General features: G+C 44.0%; 18 protein-coding genes. 4 read left to right on the top strand and 14 right to left on the bottom strand.

Going from position 1 to position 22,686, the window contains the following annotated elements:
• Positions 1-40: 40 nt before the first annotated feature.
• From AACQ75_RS11755 to znuA, 5 genes are all read right to left on the bottom strand, one after another.
• On the bottom strand, positions 41-271 hold the full coding sequence (locus AACQ75_RS11755; RefSeq protein WP_010318896.1) for a FeoC-like transcriptional regulator: 231 nt from the start codon (positions 269-271) through the stop codon (positions 41-43).
• Positions 268-2,541: a Fe(2+) transporter permease subunit FeoB gene (gene feoB / locus AACQ75_RS11750; protein WP_094163674.1), complete on the bottom strand. Its 2,274-nt coding sequence runs from the start codon at positions 2,539-2,541 to the stop codon at positions 268-270. Before feoB ends, AACQ75_RS11755 begins: the two co-directional genes overlap by 4 nt.
• Entirely contained in the window at positions 2,541-2,768 is a 228-nt protein-coding gene (locus AACQ75_RS11745; protein ID WP_013856356.1) for a FeoA family protein, read from the bottom strand. Before AACQ75_RS11745 ends, feoB begins: the two co-directional genes overlap by 1 nt.
• A 772-nt stretch (positions 2,769-3,540) precedes the next feature.
• Entirely contained in the window at positions 3,541-6,903 is a 3,363-nt protein-coding gene (locus AACQ75_RS11740; RefSeq protein ID WP_170888701.1) for an AraC family transcriptional regulator, read from the bottom strand.
• A 172-nt stretch (positions 6,904-7,075) separates the two neighbouring features.
• A complete protein-coding gene (znuA, locus tag AACQ75_RS11735) occupies positions 7,076-7,954 on the bottom strand; it encodes a zinc ABC transporter substrate-binding protein ZnuA (RefSeq protein WP_017048516.1) in 879 nt (292 codons plus the stop codon).
• An 84-nt stretch (positions 7,955-8,038) separates the two neighbouring features.
• On the opposite strand from znuA, the gene znuC reads away from it, so the two are divergent.
• Complete coding sequence (znuC, locus tag AACQ75_RS11730; protein WP_013856354.1) at positions 8,039-8,821, top strand: zinc ABC transporter ATP-binding protein ZnuC; 783 nt, start codon at positions 8,039-8,041, stop codon at positions 8,819-8,821.
• Complete coding sequence (gene znuB / locus AACQ75_RS11725; protein WP_013856353.1) at positions 8,814-9,593, top strand: zinc ABC transporter permease subunit ZnuB; 780 nt, start codon at positions 8,814-8,816, stop codon at positions 9,591-9,593. Before znuC ends, znuB begins: the two co-directional genes overlap by 8 nt.
• 77 nt (positions 9,594-9,670) lie before the next feature.
• Here znuB and sucD read toward each other — a convergent pair whose 3' ends face one another.
• The 8 genes from sucD to sdhC form a co-directional block, all read right to left on the bottom strand.
• The gene (gene sucD, locus AACQ75_RS11720; protein ID WP_013856352.1) at positions 9,671-10,543 is read right to left on the bottom strand and encodes a succinate--CoA ligase subunit alpha; all 873 of its coding nucleotides are present in this window, start codon (positions 10,541-10,543) and stop codon (positions 9,671-9,673) included.
• Positions 10,543-11,709 (bottom strand): ADP-forming succinate--CoA ligase subunit beta, encoded by a 1,167-nt coding sequence (sucC, locus tag AACQ75_RS11715; protein WP_017045227.1) that lies wholly within the window; start codon positions 11,707-11,709, stop codon positions 10,543-10,545. The genes sucD and sucC overlap by 1 nt, the downstream gene beginning before the upstream one ends.
• Positions 11,710-11,910: 201 nt before the next feature.
• Positions 11,911-13,119 (bottom strand): 2-oxoglutarate dehydrogenase complex dihydrolipoyllysine-residue succinyltransferase, encoded by a 1,209-nt coding sequence (odhB, locus tag AACQ75_RS11710; protein ID WP_170888700.1) that lies wholly within the window; start codon positions 13,117-13,119, stop codon positions 11,911-11,913.
• A gap of 30 nt (positions 13,120-13,149) precedes the next feature.
• Positions 13,150-15,960, bottom strand: coding sequence for a 2-oxoglutarate dehydrogenase E1 component (gene sucA / locus AACQ75_RS11705; protein WP_170888699.1), 2,811 nt, complete (start codon positions 15,958-15,960; stop codon positions 13,150-13,152).
• Between the two features lie 89 nt (positions 15,961-16,049).
• Positions 16,050-16,763 (bottom strand): succinate dehydrogenase iron-sulfur subunit, encoded by a 714-nt coding sequence (locus tag AACQ75_RS11700; RefSeq protein WP_013856348.1) that lies wholly within the window; start codon positions 16,761-16,763, stop codon positions 16,050-16,052.
• A gap of 15 nt (positions 16,764-16,778) precedes the next feature.
• Positions 16,779-18,545 carry a succinate dehydrogenase flavoprotein subunit gene (gene sdhA / locus AACQ75_RS11695; protein WP_013856347.1) on the bottom strand — a complete coding sequence of 589 codons (1,767 nt, stop codon included), beginning with the start codon at positions 18,543-18,545 and terminating at the stop codon, positions 16,779-16,781.
• A complete protein-coding gene (gene sdhD / locus AACQ75_RS11690; protein WP_010318675.1) occupies positions 18,546-18,893 on the bottom strand; it encodes a succinate dehydrogenase, hydrophobic membrane anchor protein in 348 nt (115 codons plus the stop codon). It lies immediately after the preceding gene.
• Complete coding sequence (sdhC, locus tag AACQ75_RS11685; protein ID WP_010318676.1) at positions 18,887-19,279, bottom strand: succinate dehydrogenase cytochrome b556 subunit; 393 nt, start codon at positions 19,277-19,279, stop codon at positions 18,887-18,889. Before sdhC ends, sdhD begins: the two co-directional genes overlap by 7 nt.
• 396 nt (positions 19,280-19,675) lie before the next feature.
• Between sdhC and AACQ75_RS11680 the strand changes: the two genes are divergently transcribed.
• Complete coding sequence (locus AACQ75_RS11680; RefSeq protein ID WP_017042719.1) at positions 19,676-20,965, top strand: citrate synthase; 1,290 nt, start codon at positions 19,676-19,678, stop codon at positions 20,963-20,965.
• A gap of 85 nt (positions 20,966-21,050) precedes the next feature.
• Here the strand turns inward: AACQ75_RS11680 and AACQ75_RS11675 are convergent, their stop codons facing one another.
• Complete coding sequence (locus AACQ75_RS11675) at positions 21,051-21,806, bottom strand: Nif3-like dinuclear metal center hexameric protein (protein WP_094165161.1); 756 nt, start codon at positions 21,804-21,806, stop codon at positions 21,051-21,053.
• An 86-nt stretch (positions 21,807-21,892) separates the two neighbouring features.
• Here AACQ75_RS11675 and AACQ75_RS11670 point away from each other — a divergent pair, with 86 nt between their 5' ends.
• On the top strand, positions 21,893-22,651 hold the full coding sequence (locus tag AACQ75_RS11670; RefSeq protein WP_170888698.1) for a DUF1853 family protein: 759 nt from the start codon (positions 21,893-21,895) through the stop codon (positions 22,649-22,651).
• The last annotated feature ends 35 nt before the right edge of the window (positions 22,652-22,686 follow it).

Genomic DNA, 22,686 nt, shown 5'->3' with positions numbered 1-22,686 from the left:
GCTTTCGTTTACCAGACAGAATGCCTAGCATCAATTATGACTAAAGTACGACAGTCAAAGACAGCCCGTTATTTCGGTTAAGCCCATAACGCACTCTTGTTACGTGGTGAGCCTTGTTGGTATCGATAGTGCGCGACAACACACCTTTTCTTATCCACACGGCTAACATAGCGTCAACGCCGTCCTCACTGAGCGAAAACTTTTTCGCAATCGCCGAGCGGCTAACGATCCCATTCTCTTCAATGTAGCGCTTTAACTCATTTAATATCATGCCACTTGTACCTCAAGCACCGTTTTCTGCTGGAGTCCTTTTCGCTTAAGCATTTTAAAGGTCAACAAACTCGCCATAACAATGGCAATAATCCACGTTAAACTTTCGACAGGGGTTTCGGTGATCCTTGTCGCTTGGTAATAAAGCGCGGCGCCACCATACGCAAGCCCCATCGTCCATACTGCGATAAAACGAGCGTAATTCGCACCAAACTCACGAACATAAGCCCCCATGGCTGCAACACAAGGCGTGTAAAGCAAAATGAAGATAAGGTAGGCAAATGCGGCATGACCAGTGACAAAGTGCTGTTTCAAATTACCAAAGATTGAGGCATCTACGGCTTGCTCTTCAGCCACTGCGCTACTGTCTGTCAAGTCTCCGACTTCGATACCGAGCGGATCAGAGAAGCTTAATCCCGTTAGGTTTTCTGGAATAGACATAACCGCTTCTTGTAGGCTCGCCATTAGGTCATATTCACTTTCATCACCTTCAGCAGAGGTATATAAATTGTTTAATGTTCCGACTACCGCTTCTTTTGCAAAAATACCCGTGATGATACCCACTGTCGCTGGCCAGTTATCTTGATTGATACCAATAGGAGCAAATACCGGCGTAACCACTTGAGCCACTTTTGATAACACTGAGTTGTCACTATCTTCATTACCAAAGCTGCCATCAGTACCAACTGAATTGAGGAAGCTTAAGATCATAACGACGATGACAATCGTTTTCCCTGCACCGAGAACAAAACGTTTTAATTTCTGCCATGTTTTGATCATGATGTTTTGTAGCGTTGGGATCTCGTAATCTGGCATCTCCATCACTAGGCTGTCGCTTGAACCCGGATAGAGCGTATGCTTCAAAACCAAACCAGTGAACACTGCGGCCAAAATGCCCAACAAATAAAGAGCAAAAACTACATTTTGACCGCTTTCAGGGAAAAACGCCGCAGCAAATAGCGCATACACGGGCAAACGTGCACCACATGACATAAAGGGTGCCATCGATGCCGCTAATTTACGTTCACGTTCTTGATCTAGAGTTCGGGTCGCCATAATCGCGGGAACGTTACAACCAAATCCTAAAACAAGCGGAACAAACGCTTTACCCGGTAGGCCTATCTTCTGCATCACTTTATCTAAAACAAAAGCCGCGCGAGACATATAGCCAGAACTTTCGAGTACAGCTAAAAATAAGTACAAACAAGCGATAACTGGGATAAATGTGGCGACGGTTTGAATACCTCCGCCAAGGCCATCTGCTAATAATGTCACTAGCCAAATAGGCAAATGATCATCCAGTAAGTAGTGCCCGCCATCAACCAATAACGCCCCGACGCCAATGTCGAAGAAATCAATGAAAGCGCTCCCAATATTGATCGAGAACATAAACATTAAGTACATAACCACAAAGAAAAACGGTACACCCACCCATTTATTTAAAATCAGCTTATCTGCTTTTTGTGTAAAACTGTGGCTTAGTTTCCCTTCGGTTTTGCGGATCTGCTGGCACTGTTCATGCAAAAATGTGTATTTGGTATCAGCGACATGCAGATCGATATCCAAACCACTTTGCAATTGCTCTTTCTGGATAAGCTCACGCTGCACTTCTGGTAATCCATTAATCACCAAAAGATCATTTTCTAAAGCACGAATAGCCAATGCGCGAGGTGCCACTTGCTTATGTTGAAAAATAGTGGCTAATTTTCCGATCGATTGTTCAAATGCACTGCCGTAATCCAATAGCAGTTCTTTAAGAGCTACGCCTTGCAGCAGTACTTTATGCAGCTTTTCTTTGAATCGACTCACCTGCTCTTTACTGGTAGCAGAAAGCATAAAAACGGGGCAACCTAGAACTTTCTCAAGTTGTTGAATGTCTAGGCTTTGACGCTCTCTTTTTAAAGCGTCCATTTTATTCAAAACCACAATCATTGGACGCCCGAGCTCTCTCAATTGAAGCGTCATATAGAGACTGCGCTCCAAACACGTCACGTCCACAACGTTAATGATTAAATCAGCAGGATGTGTAAGAACCGCTCTAGAGGCAATGGATTCGTCAATGCTGTTACTGTCATTCCCGCTGTCAAGTGCGTAGATGCCCGGCAAATCCGTTAGTATGAATTCATCTCCAGAATGAGTGTAGCGACCCGTTTTTTTCTCAACTGTAACACCAGCCCAGTTACCGACTTGTTGCTTAGAACCAGTCAGCCCATTAAATAACGTTGTTTTGCCACTATTAGGGTTACCAACGGTTAGAATTTGATATCGCACTACGCTCTCTCCACTTCAATACAAGCGGCTATATTTTCACGTACCGCTAAAGAGACGCCTCTCACTTCAAGTTGAAGTGGATCTCCCATAGGAGCTCTTCTGATTAACGTAACAGTAGTTAGAGGCAGCAAGCCCATCACCATCAATTTTTTACGAATGTCATTTGGAAGTTGATTGAACGCGACAATGCTCGCGCTATCCCCTTCATTTAATTGAGATAATTTCATCTATCTTGCTCTCAATGGTAGTGGTAATGAGAAATATTTTTATTAACAGGCGAATAATACACGCGCTAACCCTCTATTTTATTGCGTGAAATCAAAGATTGCATAAATCCATCACGTTGTTTTCGGTAAATAAACTGACGTTAAAAACGTTAAAAAATTATCAGGCACAAATTAGCTCAACATAAAAAAAATAAACAAAAACAGATAAAATAAAAATAAACCATTAAAATCAATATGTTATGGTTAATTATATATTTTGTCGTTTTTCTTATACTAGGTTGTCGTTAATTTTATAAATGAAATAAGTCCTTTGCCATATAGTAAATCCATCGAAAGGAATTACTCCTTAGATACAAATTCCAGAGGTGGTACGGGTGTTACTCGTATCACTCCGGCAGCAAGCGAAGGTGTCATTGACACCCGTGGTATAGTCCCCCCGGCTATACCACGATCTTTTTTTTTCTACTCATCTCATCTTTACCGCAACACAATCACCGACCCAGCCTGTTTATTGAGTAAGTGCTATTCCCAAAATAAATTGATATTACGACCTTGAGTATTAATGAGTGTATCTACGCAAGCATAGACAAATATGCGTAGCTAACACAGCAGCCAATCTAATCAAGAAGGGAGATACAGCTTGATTGCAGGTCGGCGGAAAGTGAGTTCATCTCCACACACCTGAATAAGCTTTATGATTAGGGTGACTGAATGTCGCTAACATCGCTGCAGCTTCAAGTGGGAAAGTTATCACTATTTATCAGGGGCGGTATTACTCGTTATCATCAACAAATTGGGTTGGCGATAAACCGAAGTGATGTTTAAATCTTTGGCTGAAATAAGACGGATCATTAAACCCACAATCAAAAGCGACTTGGGCGACTTTTCCTCCTGCGAGCAAATATTGGCACGCTTTCTCTAAGCGGATCTCATTTAGATACTCTTTGAATGTTTTATTGGTGATCGCTTTAAAACGACGCTGCAAACTACGCTCCGATACGAAGAGTGATTTAGCCGCACTAGAGGTACTAAATTCAGGATCTGAATAGTAATTGTGTACCAATTTTTCTACTTTTTTAAGCCACTCTTTTTCCGTTACATCAATAAACTTGTCCTCTGAATGCTCCTCTACGACGATCATTTCAGGTGCATCACTCACAAGCTCAACTGATGGCCAAGAAAGCTCAACTAAATTTCGTTCTGGCGATGAAAAAATATGTATTTCCCCACCACTGCGCTGTACTAACAGTTGCATCTCCTCTAGTTCAAAACCAGAGATACGCTTATCGCTATTGATGGATTGCACCTGATCGCCACAGTCAATCATCACAATAAACAGTCTTTTCTCCCTTTCATAACAATGAATTTGTAGCTCTTGATTTCTGTAAAGACGTTTTACCGCATCAGACAGTAGCGTATTGAAAATGATGTCTAGGTTAAAATGGGCAGATTCAATATAAGCTTGTTTAAGCTCATTGTTCACCGCCAACGAAATATTCGCTTTCGCGAACTCTTCACGCCATCCGTCCACACAAGAGTTCAAGATTATCGATAGGTCGTAGAGCAACTGAGTCGCTGTTTTATCATTTCTTACGTTACGAAGTAACGCCAGTTCACGTTTTACTTTTAAAGCTAAAGACTCAAGTCGCGCGAGTTGATGGAGTTGGGAGCGATAAATCAGCTGATTTAATGTAGGAGTAATAGAATCTAACATCTGTTCAACAACGATATGGCGAATTTGTAATTGCTTGCGCAACTGCTGGTTATTAGTCAAAACAATTTTGCTTTGATGCCGTAGTTGATCCGTTTTCAAGGCCACCTGAGCTTTTAACTTTCGGTTTACTTTGGTAACCCAACGAGAACGCCACCATGAAGCAAAAGCAATAAGGCCTATAGAAAGGCAAAGGTAAAGAACAATAGCCCATGAAGACCAATACCACGGGTTATCCACAATAAATGATAGACTGTTTATCATACTGTTTTGCGGATTTGGACTGTAATTTCTCACCAGCAAACGATAGTGTCCAGGTAACAGGTGATCAAGTGTCAACTGAGCGCTTTCTAATCTCTGCCACTCCTTATCCCCTGCAATACGATACTCCAATGATAAGGCTCTCGATTCTGGCAATGCACCAAATAAAAAGCTTATCGAACTTCCATATTCCAATTCTAGTGTCTGAAAACGACCACGACCGAACATGACAGGAATGTGATCGACATTCACTTGGCTAAAGATAATATTGGTATTAGGAGGGGTAGCAACCGTGAGTTCAGAGGACCATGCTGTCACTAAGCCGAAACGGGAACCTAGCAGCAACTGCTGTTGGTTATTGATAATACTTGATTCGCAAACTCCACTTTTAAATTCATTATTCATCAATCCGTGTGGATCACCAAAATGCTTTACCACCTCACCCATAGGATTGTAGAGCGAGATTCCTTGTGAGGAAGTCAGCCAAATACCGTTGCCCGTTTCAGTTAAACATTTGGGGCTAATATTCTCTTCAACCATATCAATAGATCGAATATCACTACGATCATGTGCCAAAACAAAGACGCCATAAGCACTAGCAAACCAAACATCACCCTTGCTACTCTCAAATATATCAATGCTTTGTCCATAATGACTAGTCGCTCGGAGAAAAACAATTTTGCCTTTGTCAAAAAGATAAACACCATGGTCAGTGCCGATAAATACCCCTCGCCGAGTTGACTTAAGTTTTATTATTTTTGCAGGCAAAAATGCATCAACAAACCATACCGAACCGAAATCGGTGAGCGAGTTATCGGCCAACCGATATGACCACAAATGGTTACCTGTTGCTCCCCATAATAGTCCTTCATGATCAAATTCAAGGTGTTTAGTATCATTCGAACGCAGCTTAAGAGGTAACATGCTCGTTTCTATCATCTTTTTTGTCTGCAAGTGATAAATAACAATGCCTGTATGTGTAGCTATCCATAGAGAATGATCATCTATTTGAGCGACATCATGCACTTCTCCAGGGAAAATAAGTTTAGGCTCTTGCCAATCTTCAGCATCGACTTGGTACAACCCTTGTCGAGTTAAAAACAAATAGCCTTTATTATCTGACCTTGTCACAATTTTTGTTATGGGATTATTGTTGAGCTGTGCAATGGAATGGCGCTTAAATTTTTGTCCAAACAGAGAAAAGTAACGAACACCTTTATCCGTTGCGATCCAAATCCCACCTTGTAGGTCATTGACCAATGAATAAATTTTATTGCCTGGTAACCCATTATTATCTTGGTCATTACTTTCTAACTTGACGGTTTTACCTGTCAAAAACGAATGAACAAATAATCCATCTTCAGTACCAATCCAATACTCTTGATCTGTCTCAGCAACAGATAATACATGGGAATCTCCAACCAACTTTTGTTGGCGCTTTGGGTCTTCGACATCAATAATCAGCCCACCATTGAGCGTTCCAATCACAAGTTCTCTACGTTTCTCGGAAAAATAGAGTTTCTCAATGAAGTTTTTACCAGAGCTGAGCACGTGAGAAAAACTCTCTCCATCTGACAGATAGACTCCAGCATTAGTGGCTAATACCCATTTAGAAAGCACAAACTTCGCATCATTAACGATTAATCGACTAGCTTGATTTAATTGATACATTTCTTTAAAAGAATAAGTAACTAACTTGTGGGTTTGCGCATGGTATGTATAAAAGTGCGTCTCATCGGCTAACCAGATGAAATTACCTGACGAACCTATTTTTTTTATGATGATTCCAGGCGTTAAGCTAAATACTAATTCGCGATCTTGTGCGGGATAAGTTCGATAAAGTTCATTATCAATGAACGTCCAAAAAGCGTTATTAAGATAGGTAATATTTTCGCTCTCTTGTGAAAGCACTGAGCCACGCCGGGGAAGGATGTTTTGTCCATCAAAGAAAACCACTTTGCCATGCACATCGTGTATCCAAATTCCCCCTTCTTCACCTAAAAACAAATTTTGTGCGGCAAAAATTTTCCCTTGAGCCTGAGCTGGCAATGGATAGAAGATGGAAGGTGCTTTGTCTAGAGCTTGTGTCCCCTGCGCTAATAAAAGCGTCAGAAAACCCAAGATCCAGAGCAAAGGTTTAAAATAGTCGTTCTTTCCTTTCAACAGACAGAGCCTCAATCAATAGCACGCCAAATTGCAAACTGTTTTTTCGTGGCGATAATTATCAAAACATTCTAACCAAAGATAAGGCTTTTTGAAGCTAAGAAAGCGACAATCTGTGAATCTTTATCCTAGATTTCAGTGCAGATCGTACAACATACAATACAGCGTACATCTATTGAGACAAACAAGTGTAAAAGTTGTTGCTCAGCTGATTTAACAGCTCAAAATAGCTGCCACTTTTCACTTTGATATCTGCGCCTAATGGATCAAGTACTCCCGTTTTAACCTTAGTGCCACGAGTCACAGTATCAATCACCGCCGGGGTAAACTGAGGTTCTGAAAAGACACACTTTGCTTCATTATTAATAATGGAATTTTTAATGGTGATGAGCGTTTTAGCCCCCGGTTTTCTATCAGGACTAACGGTAAAATGGCCGAGGTTATTCAAATGATATTGCTGTTCAAAATAACCGTATGCATCATGAAAAACATAATATCCTTTATCACTAATTTTGCTCATCTTCTGCATGATTGCTTGATGAGTCGAGTCTAATTGAGCCAAAAAGCGGACTAAGTTTACTTTATACTGCTCGGCATTAGCGCTATCACTTTTCACTAAACTTGCGGTAATCGCCGCTGCCACTTGCTTGGCTTGATCGGTTCCAAGCCAAAAATGTGGGTCATACATACCATGGTGATGCCCATCATGATCGTGTTGTTCGCCACTGAGCTCTCTCAGTGTCAGGCCATCAATTTGGCTGATGGTCAAAACGTTGTGGTGACTCGCTAATGTCTTACTTAAGAATGGCTCAAGGTCTTTTCCATACCAAATCACTAAATCCGCCGCTCTGATTTTTTTAACATCAGAAGGGCGCAACGCATAGTCATGCGGTGAGGTATTTGCCCCCAGTAGTACTTCTGGTTCATTCACATCGAGAGTCAATTCATATGTAATCATCTGAATCGGCTTAATGCTGGTCAAAATGACCGTAGACCACGCCAAAGGCGATAATGTTATTAAGCAAAGAAGGAGCATAATCTGACGCAACATGATGGTTTTTCCATTCGGTATATAGCGTTAAAGGGAACGAAATGTTACATTATAACACTTCCGAATTGCAAATAAGTTCCATTCATGTCCAACTTAATTCAGCTGCAAGGCATTTGTGTCGAATTCAACAACCGCCGTGTTTTGGACAATGTCAGTATCAACCTAGAAAAAGGGAAGATTACCACACTGATAGGTCCTAATGGTGCGGGCAAGTCGACGCTCGTTAAAGTATTGCTCGGGCTACAGCCCGTCCATAGCGGAACGATGACGCGCGTAAAAAACCTTAAAATTGGTTATGTTCCTCAAAAGTTAAAACTTAATGACGCGTTACCACTCCCCGTTAAACGATTTTTAAGTTTAGCCGGACGTTTTAGTCAGCAAGAGTTGCTAGACGCACTCAGGCTAGTCGGGGCCGAGCATCTTCTTGATTATGATATGCATAAGCTGTCCGGTGGTGAAACACAACGGATTCTTATCGCCCGTGCATTGCTACAGCGCCCAGATATTCTAATTCTTGATGAACCAGCTCAAGGTGTTGACGTGCAAGGGCAAATTGATCTGTATGATCTTATCGATGCCATACGACATCGTTTCGGCTGTGGTGTCTTCATGGTCTCTCACGATTTGCATCTGGTGATGGCAAAAACGGATGATGTTATCTGTCTTCATCACCATGTTTGCTGTTTCGGTTCACCGGCAACGATTACTCAACACCCAAGCTATATCGCATTATTTGGTACGCGCAATCGCGAAGCCTTAGCTTTTTACCATCACAAACATCAGCATCATCACGACTTAGCAGGCCAACCTGTGAAAGGAGATGCAACTTGCTGTTCAAATCATTCACACGGTCACCATCATGATTGAATTTCTTCTTCCATCAATATTAGCAGGCCTTGGTATTGCCGTTATCGCAGGTCCCCTTGGGTCATTCGTGGTTTGGCGAAAAATGGCTTATTTTGGCGATACCCTCGCACACGCCTCGCTGATGGGATTGGCGCTAGGCTTTTTGCTTGATATCAACCTTTATCTTGCGTTGCTCGTTTGCTGTCTTGGGCTTGCAATCATTTTGGTTACTATGCAGAAACAGCAGCTTGTGGCGACAGACACTTTGCTCGGCATTCTCGCTCATAGCTCGTTATCCATTGGTCTCATTGCAGTAAGCTTCCTTGATAACGTTCGCATCGATTTAATGAGCTATCTCTTTGGCGATTTATTGGCGGTAAGTTTTACTGATTTAGCCTTCATTTGGGGGGGAGCGATTGCAGTAAGTGCACTGCTATTTCTTTTTTGGCGGCCATTACTTTCAACTACAGTGAACGAAGAACTTGCGTTTGTTGAGGGCATCAACGTTGATTTAATGCGTTTGCTGCTAATGCTATTAATTGGGGTGGTGATTGCACTAGGAATGAAATTTGTTGGTGCTCTGATTATGACATCGCTGCTGATTATTCCCGCGGCGACCGCTAGGCGACTCACAAAAACCCCAGAGCAGATGGCAATATTAGCTTCTTTGGTCGGCGCTTTAGCTGTGCTGGGCGGGCTAATCCTCTCGTGGCATTTTGACACACCTGCAGGCCCTTCGGTTGTCGTGACGGCTACAACGATGTTTATGTGCAGTCAACTTGTAAAACGCTAGTATCAAAACCTATTGAATCTAAAGTAAAAACCCCGAAACAAGGTTCGGGGTTTGTCTTCAAACTGAGGAAGGCGTGATTACCAACCCGTCACTTCACGCAATGCTTTTCCGATATCAGCAAGGCTTTTGACAGTTTTCACACCCGCGGCTTCAAGCGCTGCAAATTTCTCATCAGCTGTCCCTTTACCACCAGAAATGATAGCACCAGCATGGCCCATCCGTTTACCCGGAGGCGCTGTCACACCAGCAATATAAGACACAACCGGTTTCGTGACATTCTCTTTAATGAATGCCGCGGCTTCTTCTTCGGCTGTACCACCGATCTCGCCAATCATCACAATCGCTTCAGTTTCAGGATCATCTTGGAATAGTTTCAAGATATCAATGAAGTTAGAGCCCGGGATTGGGTCACCGCCGATACCAACACACGTTGACTGACCAAAGCCTTCATCTGTTGTTTGCTTAACGGCTTCATAAGTTAGCGTTCCTGAACGAGAAACAATACCCACTTTTCCTTTCTTATGAATGTGGCCTGGCATGATGCCGATCTTACACGCATCCGGTGTAATCACACCCGGACAGTTCGGGCCAATCATACGCACACCAGTCTCTTCGAGCTTCACTTTTACGTCAATCATATCGGTAGTCGGTATACCTTCAGTGATCGTCACAATAAGTTCAATACCAGCGTCAATTGCTTCTAAAATAGCGTCTTTACAAAATGGTGCAGGTACATAAATAACGGTTGCCGTTGCACCCGTTGCTTTCACTGCGTCACGCACCGTATTAAATACAGGCAGACCAAGGTGAGTTTGACCACCTTTACCCGGAGAAACCCCACCGACCATTTGTGTACCGTAGGCAATCGCCTGTTCGGAGTGGAAAGTTCCCTGACCACCAGTGAAACCTTGGCAGATTACTTTGGTGTCTTTATTAATAAGTACCGACATTATTTACCCTCCGCCGCAGCAACAACTTTCTGAGCTGCGTCCGTTAACGACTCAGCTGCAATGATATCAAGACCAGAATTTGCGAGTACTCCGCGTCCTAATTCCGCGTTTGTACCTTCCAAACGCACGACTACGGGAACCGTTACACCAACTTCTTTCACCGCACCGATAATGCCTTCTGCAATCATATCGCAACGTACGATACCGCCGAAAATATTCACCAATACGGCTTTCACGTTGTCATCAGACAAAATGATTTTGAACGCTTCAGCAACACGCTCTTTGGTTGCACCACCACCAACATCAAGGAAGTTTGCAGGTTTGCCGCCATGAAGGTTAACGATGTCCATCGTTCCCATTGCAAGACCAGCACCGTTCACCATGCAGCCAACATTGCCATCAAGAGCAACATAGTTCAGTTCCCACTGAGCAGCATGAGCTTCGCGCTCATCTTCTTGTGAGAGATCGTGCATTTCGCGAAGTTTAGGTTGACGATAAAGTGCGTTTGAGTCGATGTTGATCTTGCCATCAAGGCACAACAAGTTCCCTTCAGCGGTGACAACTAATGGGTTGATTTCTAGCAATGCAAGATCATACTGGGTAAACATAGCGCCAAGACCTAGAAAGATCTTCACAAATTGCTTAATTTGGTCGCCTTCCAAGCCAAGTTTGAAAGCAAGTTCTCGGCCTTGGTAGGCTTGCGGACCAACCAAAGGATCAATCGCGGCTTTATGAATCAGCTCCGGAGTCTCCTCCGCTACTTTTTCAATTTCCACGCCGCCTTCTGTTGAGGCCATGAACACGACACGACGAGTCGCACGGTCAACAACAGCGCCTAAGTAAAGCTCATTCGCGATATTAGAAGCTTCTTCAACCAAAATTTTTGATACTGGCTGACCATTTGCGTCCGTTTGATAAGTAACCAGATTTTTACCTAACCATTTTTGAGCAAACTCTTTGACACCATCTTTAGTGTCGTGCAACTCAACGCCACCCGCTTTACCGCGACCACCTGCATGCACTTGACACTTAACAACTTTCTTCGCTGTACTAATCCGACCCGCCGCTTCAAAAGCTTCTTGTGGAGTATCACAGGCATAACCTTCCGGTACAGGCAAACCGAATTCTGCAAACAGCTGTTTGGCTTGATATTCATGCAAATTCATTATGTTCTTCCGTTTGTTTATCCCTTAAGGGATTTATTATTTCCATAAAGCGGCAGCTATGCTGCGCCATATATCTGTAGGGTGCTTCTCAAATTAAGCGGCTGCAATTTATCCAAGAGGATAGCTTGTAGCCTTTTGCTTAAATGAAGGCTAGACGTGAGCCTGCCTAGCCTTAAATTCACTGAACAACGTTCAGTGAGGTTACACGTCCAGTAGCAGACGTGCTGGATCTTCAAGTAGCTCTTTTACTGTCACAAGGAAACCAACTGACTCACGGCCATCCACCAAACGGTGGTCGTAAGAAAGTGCTAGGTACATCATTGGTAAAATTTCTACTTTGCCATCCACAGCCATTGGGCGGTCTTGGATTTTGTGCATGCCCAATATGGCCGCTTGTGGCGGATTGATGATCGGTGTTGACATTAACGATCCAAACACACCGCCATTCGTAATCGTGAAATTACCGCCAGTCAGTTCTTCAACCGTCAATTTGCCATCTCTTCCTTTGAGTGCAAGCTCTTTGATGCCCTTCTCAATTTCGGCAAGGCTTAGCGTATCGCAATCTTTAAGAACCGGAGTCACTAAGCCACGAGGCGTTGAAACTGCCATGCTAATATCAAAATAGCTGTGATACACAATATCTTGGCCATCAATAGATGCATTCACTTCTGGGTAACGTTTTAACGCTTCTGTTACCGCTTTCACGTAGAAAGACATAAAGCCTAAACGAATACCGTGTTTCTCTTCAAACAGACCTTGATATTGCTTACGAAGATCCATGATAGGCTTCATGTTAACTTCATTAAACGTCGTCAACATCGCCGTGCTATTTTTTGCCTCAAGCAGACGCTCCGCAACACGTTTACGCAAACGCGTCATCGGGACACGTTTTTCACTGCGCGCCATCGCAACGACAGGCTCAGGTTGACTTGAAACAACTGCTGACGCTGATTTTGCGTTCGCTAGATGAGCATCAATATCTTCACGCGTGATACGCCCACCCACACCAGAGCCTTTCACTTGGCTGGCTTCCAAACCATGCTCGGCGAGTAAACGGCGTACCGCAGGGCTAAGCGCATCATTCGTTTCGTCTGTCAGCGTGGCTTTGTGGCGTTTATCAGGAGACGGCTCTGTATCGTTGGTGGTATCTTTCGTCGGTTCACCTGCAACGGCACCGGGTTTCAATTTCGCCAATAACTGTTTTGAAAGCACCGTCGCACCTTCTTGCTCGATAATGGCTTCGAGAACACCCGCCTCAGGCGCTGGCACTTCAAGAATTACTTTATCAGTTTCAATCTCAACGAGTACTTCATCACGAGCGACGGCTTCACCTGGCTTTTTATGCCATGTCGCGACTGTTGCATCAGCCACTGATTCAGGTAGATCTGGAACCAGAATTTCAATTGTCATAATCTGTGTCTTCCTTTTACTTCTAGTTCGTTAAGCTAGGGTCAGAGCGTCTTCAACCAACGCTTTTTGTTGTTTCAAGTGTACCGACATATAACCAACGGCTGGTGATGCTGATGCAGGGCGACCTGCGTATTTCAGATCAGCACCGACTGGAATGGCAGAACGGAAGTTGTGTTGACTACTGTACCAAGCACCTTGGTTTTGAGGCTCTTCTTGGCACCATACATAGTCAACAACATTAGTGTATTGAGCGATAACCGCTTCCACTTCTTCTTTCGGGAATGGATATAGCTGTTCAATACGGACGATCGCAACATCATCTTGTTCGTTGTTACGACGTTGCTCAAGTAAGTCGTAGTAAACTTTACCTGAACAGAACACCACACGTTTCACTTTAGCTGCATCAAGGTTATCAATTTCACCAATTGCTGGTAAGAATGAACCTTCGGCTAAATCTTCAAGCGTTGATGTACATAGCGGATGACGCAGCAACGATTTTGGTGACATAACGATCAATGGTCGACGCATTGGACGAACAACCTGACGACGCAGCATGTGGTATACCTGCGCTGGCGTAGAGGGAACCACCACTTGCATGTTTTGTTCGGCACACAGTTGCAAATAACGCTCTAGGCGTGCTGATGAGTGTTCCGGGCCTTGTCCTTCATAACCATGAGGTAGCAGCATGGTTAAACCACACAAACGCGCCCATTTTTGTTCACCGGAAGAGATGAACTGGTCAATCACAACTTGAGCTCCATTGGCGAAATCACCAAACTGAGCTTCCCAAATCGTCAAACCACTCGGCTCCGCTGTCGCGTAGCCATATTCAAAAGCTAGCACTGCTTCTTCCGACAAAACCGAATCCAATACTTCAAAAGGACCCTGTTTATCATGGATATTCGCCAATGGAATATAGGTACTTGCGTCACTTTGGTTATGCAATACCGAGTGACGGTGGAAGAAGGTTCCACGCCCAGAGTCTTGCCCCGAAATGCGGATTCGCTTTCCATCATCAACTAAGGTTGCATAAGCCAGCGTTTCAGCCATACCCCAATCGAGAAGCTTCTCTCCATTAACCATCGCTTGTCGGTCGGTATAGATTTTATCCACACGACTTTGCAGTTTATGGCTTTCTGGATACTGACAAATTCGGTTACCCAGCTCTTTTAAACGCTCAAGGTCAACTTTATTATTCCATGGCATATCCCATTCATGGCCAATATACGGTGACCAATCAACAGAATGCAGTGCCATTGGACGCCACTCTTTCACCACGACTTCACCATGATCCAGAGCATCACGATATTCGTTGACTAACTGTGTGGCAATCTCGATATCAAACTCACCACGCTCTATCAAAACATCGGTATAAAGCTTACGCGGTGTAGGATGCTTTTTGATCTTTTGATACATCAGCGGTTGAGTTGCGTTTGGCTCGTCGGCTTCGTTATGGCCGTGACGGCGATAACAAACCAGATCAATGACGACATCACGCTTAAATTCATTACGATAATCGAGTGCAATGCGGGTGACGAAAGCAACTGCTTCTGGATCATCAGAATTGACGTGAAAAATGGGTGCCTGAACCATCTTAGCGATGTCAGTACAATACATAGTCGAGCGTGTATCACGAGGGTTTGACGTGGTAAAACCAACTTGGTTGTTAATAACAATACGTACCGTCCCTCCCACGCAATAACCACGCGCTTGAGACATGTTAAATGTCTCGGCAACGACACCTTGGCCAGCGATAGCAGAGTCACCATGAATCGAAATAGGTAGCACTGTCGAACCGTCTTCATCTCCCAATCGATCTTGTCGAGCACGAACTGAACCAATCACGACTGGGTTAACAATTTCAAGATGCGAAGGGTTAAATGCTAAGGCTAGATGCACATCACCGCCGGGTGTCGCAAAGTCAGCAGAGAAACCTTGGTGATATTTAACATCACCCGTTCCCCAGCTTTCACCATGCTTACCCGCAAACTCGTCGAACAGATCTTGAGGTTTTTTACCTAAGACGTTGACGAGCATGTTAAGACGACCACGGTGCGCCATACCAATCACAACTTCACGCATACCTGTGCTACCAGCATGACGGATCAACTCTTTCATCATTGGGATGAGTGCGTCGCCACCTTCTAAAGAAAAGCGTTTCGCACCAGGGAATTTCGCGCCTAAATAACGCTCAAGGCCTTCTGCGGCTGTCAATTCTTCGAGGAAAATTCGTTTTTCTTCTTTGCTGAAAGAAGGTTGTCCAACGACTGATTCAAGACGTTGTTGTATCCAACGCTTTTGTTCAGTGTCGATAATGTGCATGTATTCTGCACCGATGGAACCGCAATAGGTTTTGTTGAGGGCTTGATAAATGTCTTTCAATTTCATTGTCTCTTGCCCGATAGCAAAAGAGCCGACATTGAAAGTTTCTTCGAAGTCACCTTCGTTAAGATTGTGGAACGCTGGGTCTAATTCTGCCACTAATGGGCGTTGCCATAAACCTAGGGGGTCGAGTTGAGCCGCTTCATGACCGCGAAAACGGTAAGCATTAATCAGCTGCAAGACTCTTACTTGCTTAGCATCGACATCTGGATCACTAACTTGGACATTGTAATGCTTTGTTTCTTTCGCGAGTCGTCGGAAGTAGTCACGGACACGTGAATGTGGCTGTTCAACCACATTGTCAGCTTGCGCAGGCAAGCCATCAAAAACACGTTTCCACTCCTCACTTACCAGATCAGGATCACTTAGATACAGTTCGTAGAGGTCCTCTACGTAAGTTGCATTGGCGCCAGCCAAGTGTGAAGACTCGAGCCATGCCTTCATCACGCCGTTGTGCATATTTTCCCTTAACCAGTAGTTTTCACGTTTGCTTCGGTCTATGCCGAGCTATAAAAGGCAGGTCCGAAGACCTGCAATTTTTATTCATTTTAAACCGAACGGTTCACAAGCATTGATTTGATATGTCCAATGGCTTTCGTCGGATTTAATCCCTTAGGACAAACACTTACACAATTCATGATGCCATGGCAACGAAAAACGCTAAAAGCATCATCAAGATTAGATAAACGTTCATCTGTTGCGGTATCTCGGCTGTCAATTAGCCAACGATAAGCCGCCAACAAACCTGCTGGGCCGATAAATTTATCCGGGTTCCACCAGAAAGAAGGGCATGAAGTTGTGCAGCAAGCGCACATAATGCACTCATATAAACCGTCTAAATGCGCTCGCTCTTCTGGTGATTGCAAGTTCTCACGAGCTGGAGGCAAGTTTCCGTCAGTCACAAGATAAGGTTTAACCTTCTCGTAATTTTCATAAAACTGGGCCATATCGACAATTAAATCACGGACGACTGGTAGCCCAGGCAGAGGTCGAATAACGATCGTGCCTTTGGCCAAAAGCGCGGATAATGGAGTGATACACGCTAATCCATTTTTACCGTTCATGTTCAAACCGTCAGATCCACACACCCCTTCACGGCACGAGCGACGAAAAGCAATGGTGGGATCTTGCTCTTTCAGCAAAATGAGTGCATCCAACAACATCATGTCAGAGCCCTCTTCGACTTCAAGCAGATAATCCTTCATGTAAGGCTTTTGATCGACATCCGGATTATAGCGATACAAAGAGAATTTCAATTTCATAATAGTGCCTTCTCCTTAGTATGTGCGCGCTTTAGGCGGAAACGCTTCACGATAAATTGGTTCCATATTTACGCTACGCTTCGACATGCTTTCAGTCTCAGGGTTGTAAATTGAATGGCATAACCAATTAGCATCATCGCGTTCAGGATAGTCAAAGCGAGCGTGGGCTCCACGGCTTTCGGTACGATAATTTGCAGCAACCGCGGTAGCAAATGCTGTTTCCATCAAGTTTTCCAGCTCTAAACACTCGATCCGTTGAGTGTTGAACTCGGTTGACTTGTCTGAAAGATGTGCGTTCTTCAAACGTTCACGAATCACTTTAAGCTCTTCAAGACCTTTAGCCATCGCTTCACCTTCACGGAACACCGAGAAGTTATTTTGCATACAACGTTGCAGATCTTTACGAATTTGCGCGGGATCTTCACCACCTGTACTGTTTTCCCAGCGGTTGTAACGTTCTAGCGATTTTTCAATGTCCGCTTCTGTGGCCGGTTTTGCGTCCGCTTGCTTTTTCAACGTTTCGCCCAAATGCAAGCCTGTTGCTCGGCCAAAGACCACTAAATCCAGTAGAGAGTTACCACCCAAACGGTTCGCGCCATGCACCGATACTGATGCAATTTCACCACACGCAAACAAACCTTGAACTTCCACATCAGCGCCTTTAGCATCTTGCTTAATCGCCTGACCTGAAACTTGAGTCGGTACTCCTCCCATCATGTAGTGGCAGGTTGGGATCACTGGAATCGGTTCTTTAACTGGATCGACATGAGCAAACGTACGTGACAACTCACATACGCCCGGCAGACGAGATTCCAGAGTTTCTTTGCCAAGGTGATCCAGTTTAAGCTTGATGTGTGGACCCCATGGACCATCGCAACCACGACCTTCACGGATCTCAATCATCATTGAGCGGGCTACTACATCGCGACCAGCCAAATCCTTCGCGTTTGGTGCATAACGTTCCATGAAACGTTCGCCATCTTTATTTAAAAGATAACCACCTTCACCACGACACCCTTCCGTCACAAGAACGCCAGCACCAGCAATCCCTGTTGGGTGGAATTGCCACATTTCGATATCTTGCATCGGGACGCCAGCGCGGATAGCCATGCCCACGCCATCACCCGTATTGATGTGTGCGTTGGTGGTTGAAGCATAGATACGGCCAGCTCCGCCAGTCGCTAATACTGTGGCTTTAGATTTGAAATAACAAACTTCGCCTGTTTCCATACACAAGGCGGTACAGCCAAGTACTGCACCCTCTTCATTTTTCACTAAATCAAGTGCGTACCACTCAGAGAAAATAGTGGTCTTATATTTAATGTTTTGTTGATACAAGGTATGAAGTAGTGCGTGACCAGTACGGTCAGCGGCAGCAGCGGTTCGAGCCGCTTGTTCACCGCCAAAGTTTTTGGATTGCCCACCAAATGGGCGCTGATAAATGGTGCCATTGTCAAAACGAGAAAAAGGCAAACCCATTTTCTCTAGTTCAATCACCGACTCTGGACCATTCTTACACATGTACTCGATAGCATCTTGGTCACCGATATAGTCGGAGCCCTTCACCGTGTCATACATATGTTGTTCCCAGTGGTCCTCATGCGCGTTGCCTAACGCAACGGTAATACCACCTTGAGCCGAAACCGTGTGAGAACGTGTTGGAAAAACTTTAGAAAGCAGAGCACAGGATAAACCTTGCTCTGAAATTTGCAGTGCTGCACGCATGCCAGCACCACCAGCGCCGATCACTACGGCATCAAATTCACGAACTGGAATAGTCACTTACGCACCCCACAATACAAATAAGCCAGAGAAGAAGTATCCAAAGAGTACTGCGATAACGACCAATTGCAGGCCACCACGCAATTTAGAACACTTAATGTAATCCGTTAATACTTGCCATAAACCGATCCAACCATGGATAAGGACAGAGACTAACGCCAGCATTGTGAAGACTTTGGTAAAGGTTCCACCAAAAAACTGTGTCCATGAAACATAGGAGATATCACCAGAGAAAGCACAGAAGCTGACTAGGTAGATAGTATAAAGAGTCATAATGATCGCAGAAGCACGGATCAGCAGATAATCATGCACTCCGTTACGACCAAAAGAAGAAACATGTTTTACCATACCAATACTCCCGCTAAAACTGAAAGCACTGCTGTTGCGATGAAGGCGACTTTGGCACTCATAGCCCCTGACTCCAACTCTTCAAAGTGGCCCAGGTCCATCAGCAAATGGCGTATACCACCTGCAATGTGGTAAGACAGCGCTGTTAAAATTCCCCATAAAATAAATTTTGCGAAAAAGCCATTCACAATGTTGCTGGCTTCCATAAAACCTACCGGAGAACTTAACGAGAGGGAGAGTAACCACAGCAAAATTCCGACCGCAACGAACATCATCACCCCAGACACTCGGTGTAGGATGGATGCAATCGCACTGATCGGAAAGTGAATGGTCTGTAAATCTAAATTAACAGGTCTTGACTTTCTTTCTTTCACGGGCTTGCTCACTCAGCTCCATTGAGCATTTATAGTTATAAATGAATTTTGGTTGTAAAACCCACAAAAGTTAACATTATTTTAACATAAAAAGCCCGATATCGCGCAGTTAAATGTAACAATTCCGTTAACAACAAAGACAGAATGCAATACTAAAATACAGTTTCTAGCCTTTTATTTATAAGGTGTTCACCAAAATTTTCAGTGCCACTATACGGCTCGCAACATTCTAATACAATTGATGTAACAATTTTTGCTACACAGAACAGATTTTTAACTTTATATGTATAAAAAATCAAAACAAGTGCACACATCAGACGAGAAAAATTGACTTTAATTAAGAACACACGTAAAAAAATGTCACACAAACATCCTGGACGGATTAAATAATAAACAAAGGAGATTGTTATGGCAGATAAGAAAGCGACCCTTCATATTGAAGGTAAAGCGCCAATCGAGCTGCCGATTATGGATGGGACTGTAGGCCCACAAGTAATCGACGTTCGTAAACTAGGAGCCAACGGATACTTCACTTTTGACCCTGGTTTTCTTGCCACTGCATCTTGTGAATCTCAAATCACTTATATCGATGGCGAAAAAGGGGTGTTACTGCACCGCGGCTTCCCTATTGATCAATTAGCCAATAACGCTGATTACTTGGAAGTTTGTTATATTCTTCTTTACGGTGAAGCCCCTAATCGTAAGCAATATGAAGAGTTTAAACATACGGTGACGCGTCACACTATGGTTCATGAGCAAATCGCAAGTTTCTTCCACGGTTTCCGCCGTGACGCTCACCCAATGGCTGTAATGTGTGGTGTGGTTGGAGCGCTTGCTGCGTTCTACCATGATTCACTTGATATTAATAATGATATACACCGAGAAATAGCGGCTTACCGCCTACTCTCAAAAATGCCAACATTGGCGGCGATGTGCTACAAGTATTCTGTCGGCCAACCATTTATCTACCCGCGTAATGACTTAAGCTATGCCGAGAACTTCCTACACATGATGTTTGCAACGCCGTGTGAAGAGTATGAAGTGAATCCTGTGGTTGCACGCGCGATGGATAAAATTTTCACACTGCATGCCGATCATGAACAAAACGCGTCAACCTCAACGGTTCGCCTTGCCGGTTCTTCTGGTGCTAACCCGTTTGCCTGTATTGCGGCTGGCATTGCCTCGTTGTGGGGGCCTGCTCATGGGGGTGCTAACGAAGCCTGTCTGCGTATGCTAGAAGAGATAGGCAACGTTGATAACATTCCTGAGTATGTCGTCAGAGCAAAAGATAAGGATGATCCATTCCGCTTGATGGGTTTTGGTCACCGAGTTTATAAAAACTACGACCCAAGAGCGACGGTAATGCGTGAGGCTTGCCATGAAGTGCTCAAAGAGCTGAATATTCAAGACCCACTGTTAGATGTGGCGATGGAACTTGAGCGCATCGCGCTTTCTGACGAATACTTTGTTGAGAAAAAACTCTACCCTAACGTGGATTTCTACTCAGGCATTATTCTGAAGGCTATCGGTATTCCAATCTCTATGTTTACCGTTATCTTCGCAATGTCTCGCACTATCGGTTGGATTGCCCACTGGAATGAAATGCACAGTGATCCAGATAATAAAATTGGCCGTCCTCGCCAACTTTACACTGGTCAAAAAATGCGCAACTTTAAACCGTTACACGAACGCGAATAGCAAACCCAGTCATAGTACCTAATAGAAAAGAGCGAGTTCCCACTCGCTCTTTTTTCATTTGATACATTGATCAGAAACAAGCCCACTACACAGGGTTATTGATATCGATAAACTCAACCTCAAAGCCATATTCGCTCGCTAACCATTCTCCCAGTGCCTTCACACCATAACGCTCTGTGGCATGGTGCCCTGCAGAAAAATAATGAATATTTTGCTCTCTTGCTGAGTAGGTAGTCCGCTCTGATATTTCACCAGAGATGAACGCATCTAATCCGTGCTGCGCCGCTAGATCGACGTAATCTTGCCCACCACCAGTACACCAACCCACCGTTTTGATGATTTTGTTTGAGCTCGGAGCTACGTGCAGTGGCCGTCGTTGTAAAGCTTGCTCGATTCGTTGACTGAGCTCATCAGCTGTCAACGCTTGTTCAAAATGGCCGAACATGGCGACCGACTGCGGGTGCCCTTCTAATCCGCCATCAACATGAATCCCCAACAAATCAGCTAACAACTTGTTATTGCCTAATTCTGGATGGATGTCTAACGGCAAATGATATGCGTATAAATTTATATCATTTCGTATCAAAGCTCGGATCCGGTGGCCTTTCATTCCACGGATGGACTCAGGCTCACTTTTCCAAAAATAACCATGATGCACTAATAAAGCGTCAGCATTTCGTTCAATTGCTTGTTCAATCAGCGCTTGCGAGGCCGTCACACCCGTCACAATCTTTTTGATTTCAGTGCGACCTTCAACTTGCAATCCATTAGGGCAATAGTCTTTAATCAATTGAGGATTAAGCTTTTGATTGAGCAGAGCTTCAAGTTTTAAATTATCCATCTTTCATTCCAAAATTGAGTTTTATCATTAGCGTGGTTATAACAATTTCAAGCTAGAATGTCGAAAAATAAGGACGAGAACAATTAATGACAATGGACCTCAACACACTGGCACACTGGGTGTCGACAACCCCTACTCTTTTCCAAGGAGAGGGTGTAGTCGCGGCACGTACTCCTTTTTTACCCAATGTTCCGATATTGAAAGAAGAGTATAGAGGGAACCCTAGGTTAGGCTTTCTATACCAGCATTTATGTTCTTTATTGTTTACGCTAAACCCCACTTATTCCGCCGTTTCTGAAGAAATTCAATTGAACGAAGCAGGAAGTACACTAGGTTCGCTAGATTTTGTCATCAAAAATAAACGCAGTCAGCGTTATGAGCATTGGGAAGTCGCAGTGAAGTTTTATCTGCTACATCAAGGGCTGTGGTATGGTCCCAATGCTCAAGATCGATTAGATCTCAAACTTGAACATATGCTGAACCACCAATTGACCCTTTCCCAATCAGCCCAATTTAGTGCGGCTTACCCACTTTGGCGTGACGTTAGCCGTCATTTACTGATGCAAGGGCGCTTATATGTAAACCCTTTTCACGATGAACCTATTCCTAGTGAATGCCTAGGTTATAAACTCAATCCGTCACAAATTGCTGGTTTTTGGTGTTATCAAAGCCAGTCACATCAAATAGATGAAGCGTTATTCTTACTGGAAAAGCCTCAATGGATTAGCGGGAAAGGTAAAAACTGCACGCGTTACACAGCAAATGAAGAACATGGTTTTGTGCATTGCCAAAGTGACAGCGGAAAGTTCTGGTTCATCGTTCCCGACAGTTGGCCTCAGCTTTAACCAAGATAATAGACGACTAAATATAAAATAGGCGG

The organism is Vibrio sp. B1-2 (assembly GCF_963888445.1).
Lineage (GTDB): Bacteria > Pseudomonadota > Gammaproteobacteria > Enterobacterales > Vibrionaceae > Vibrio > Vibrio anguillarum.
The sequence above is the reverse complement of the archived record's forward strand: the minus strand, read 5'-3'. Positions and strand labels throughout refer to the sequence as shown.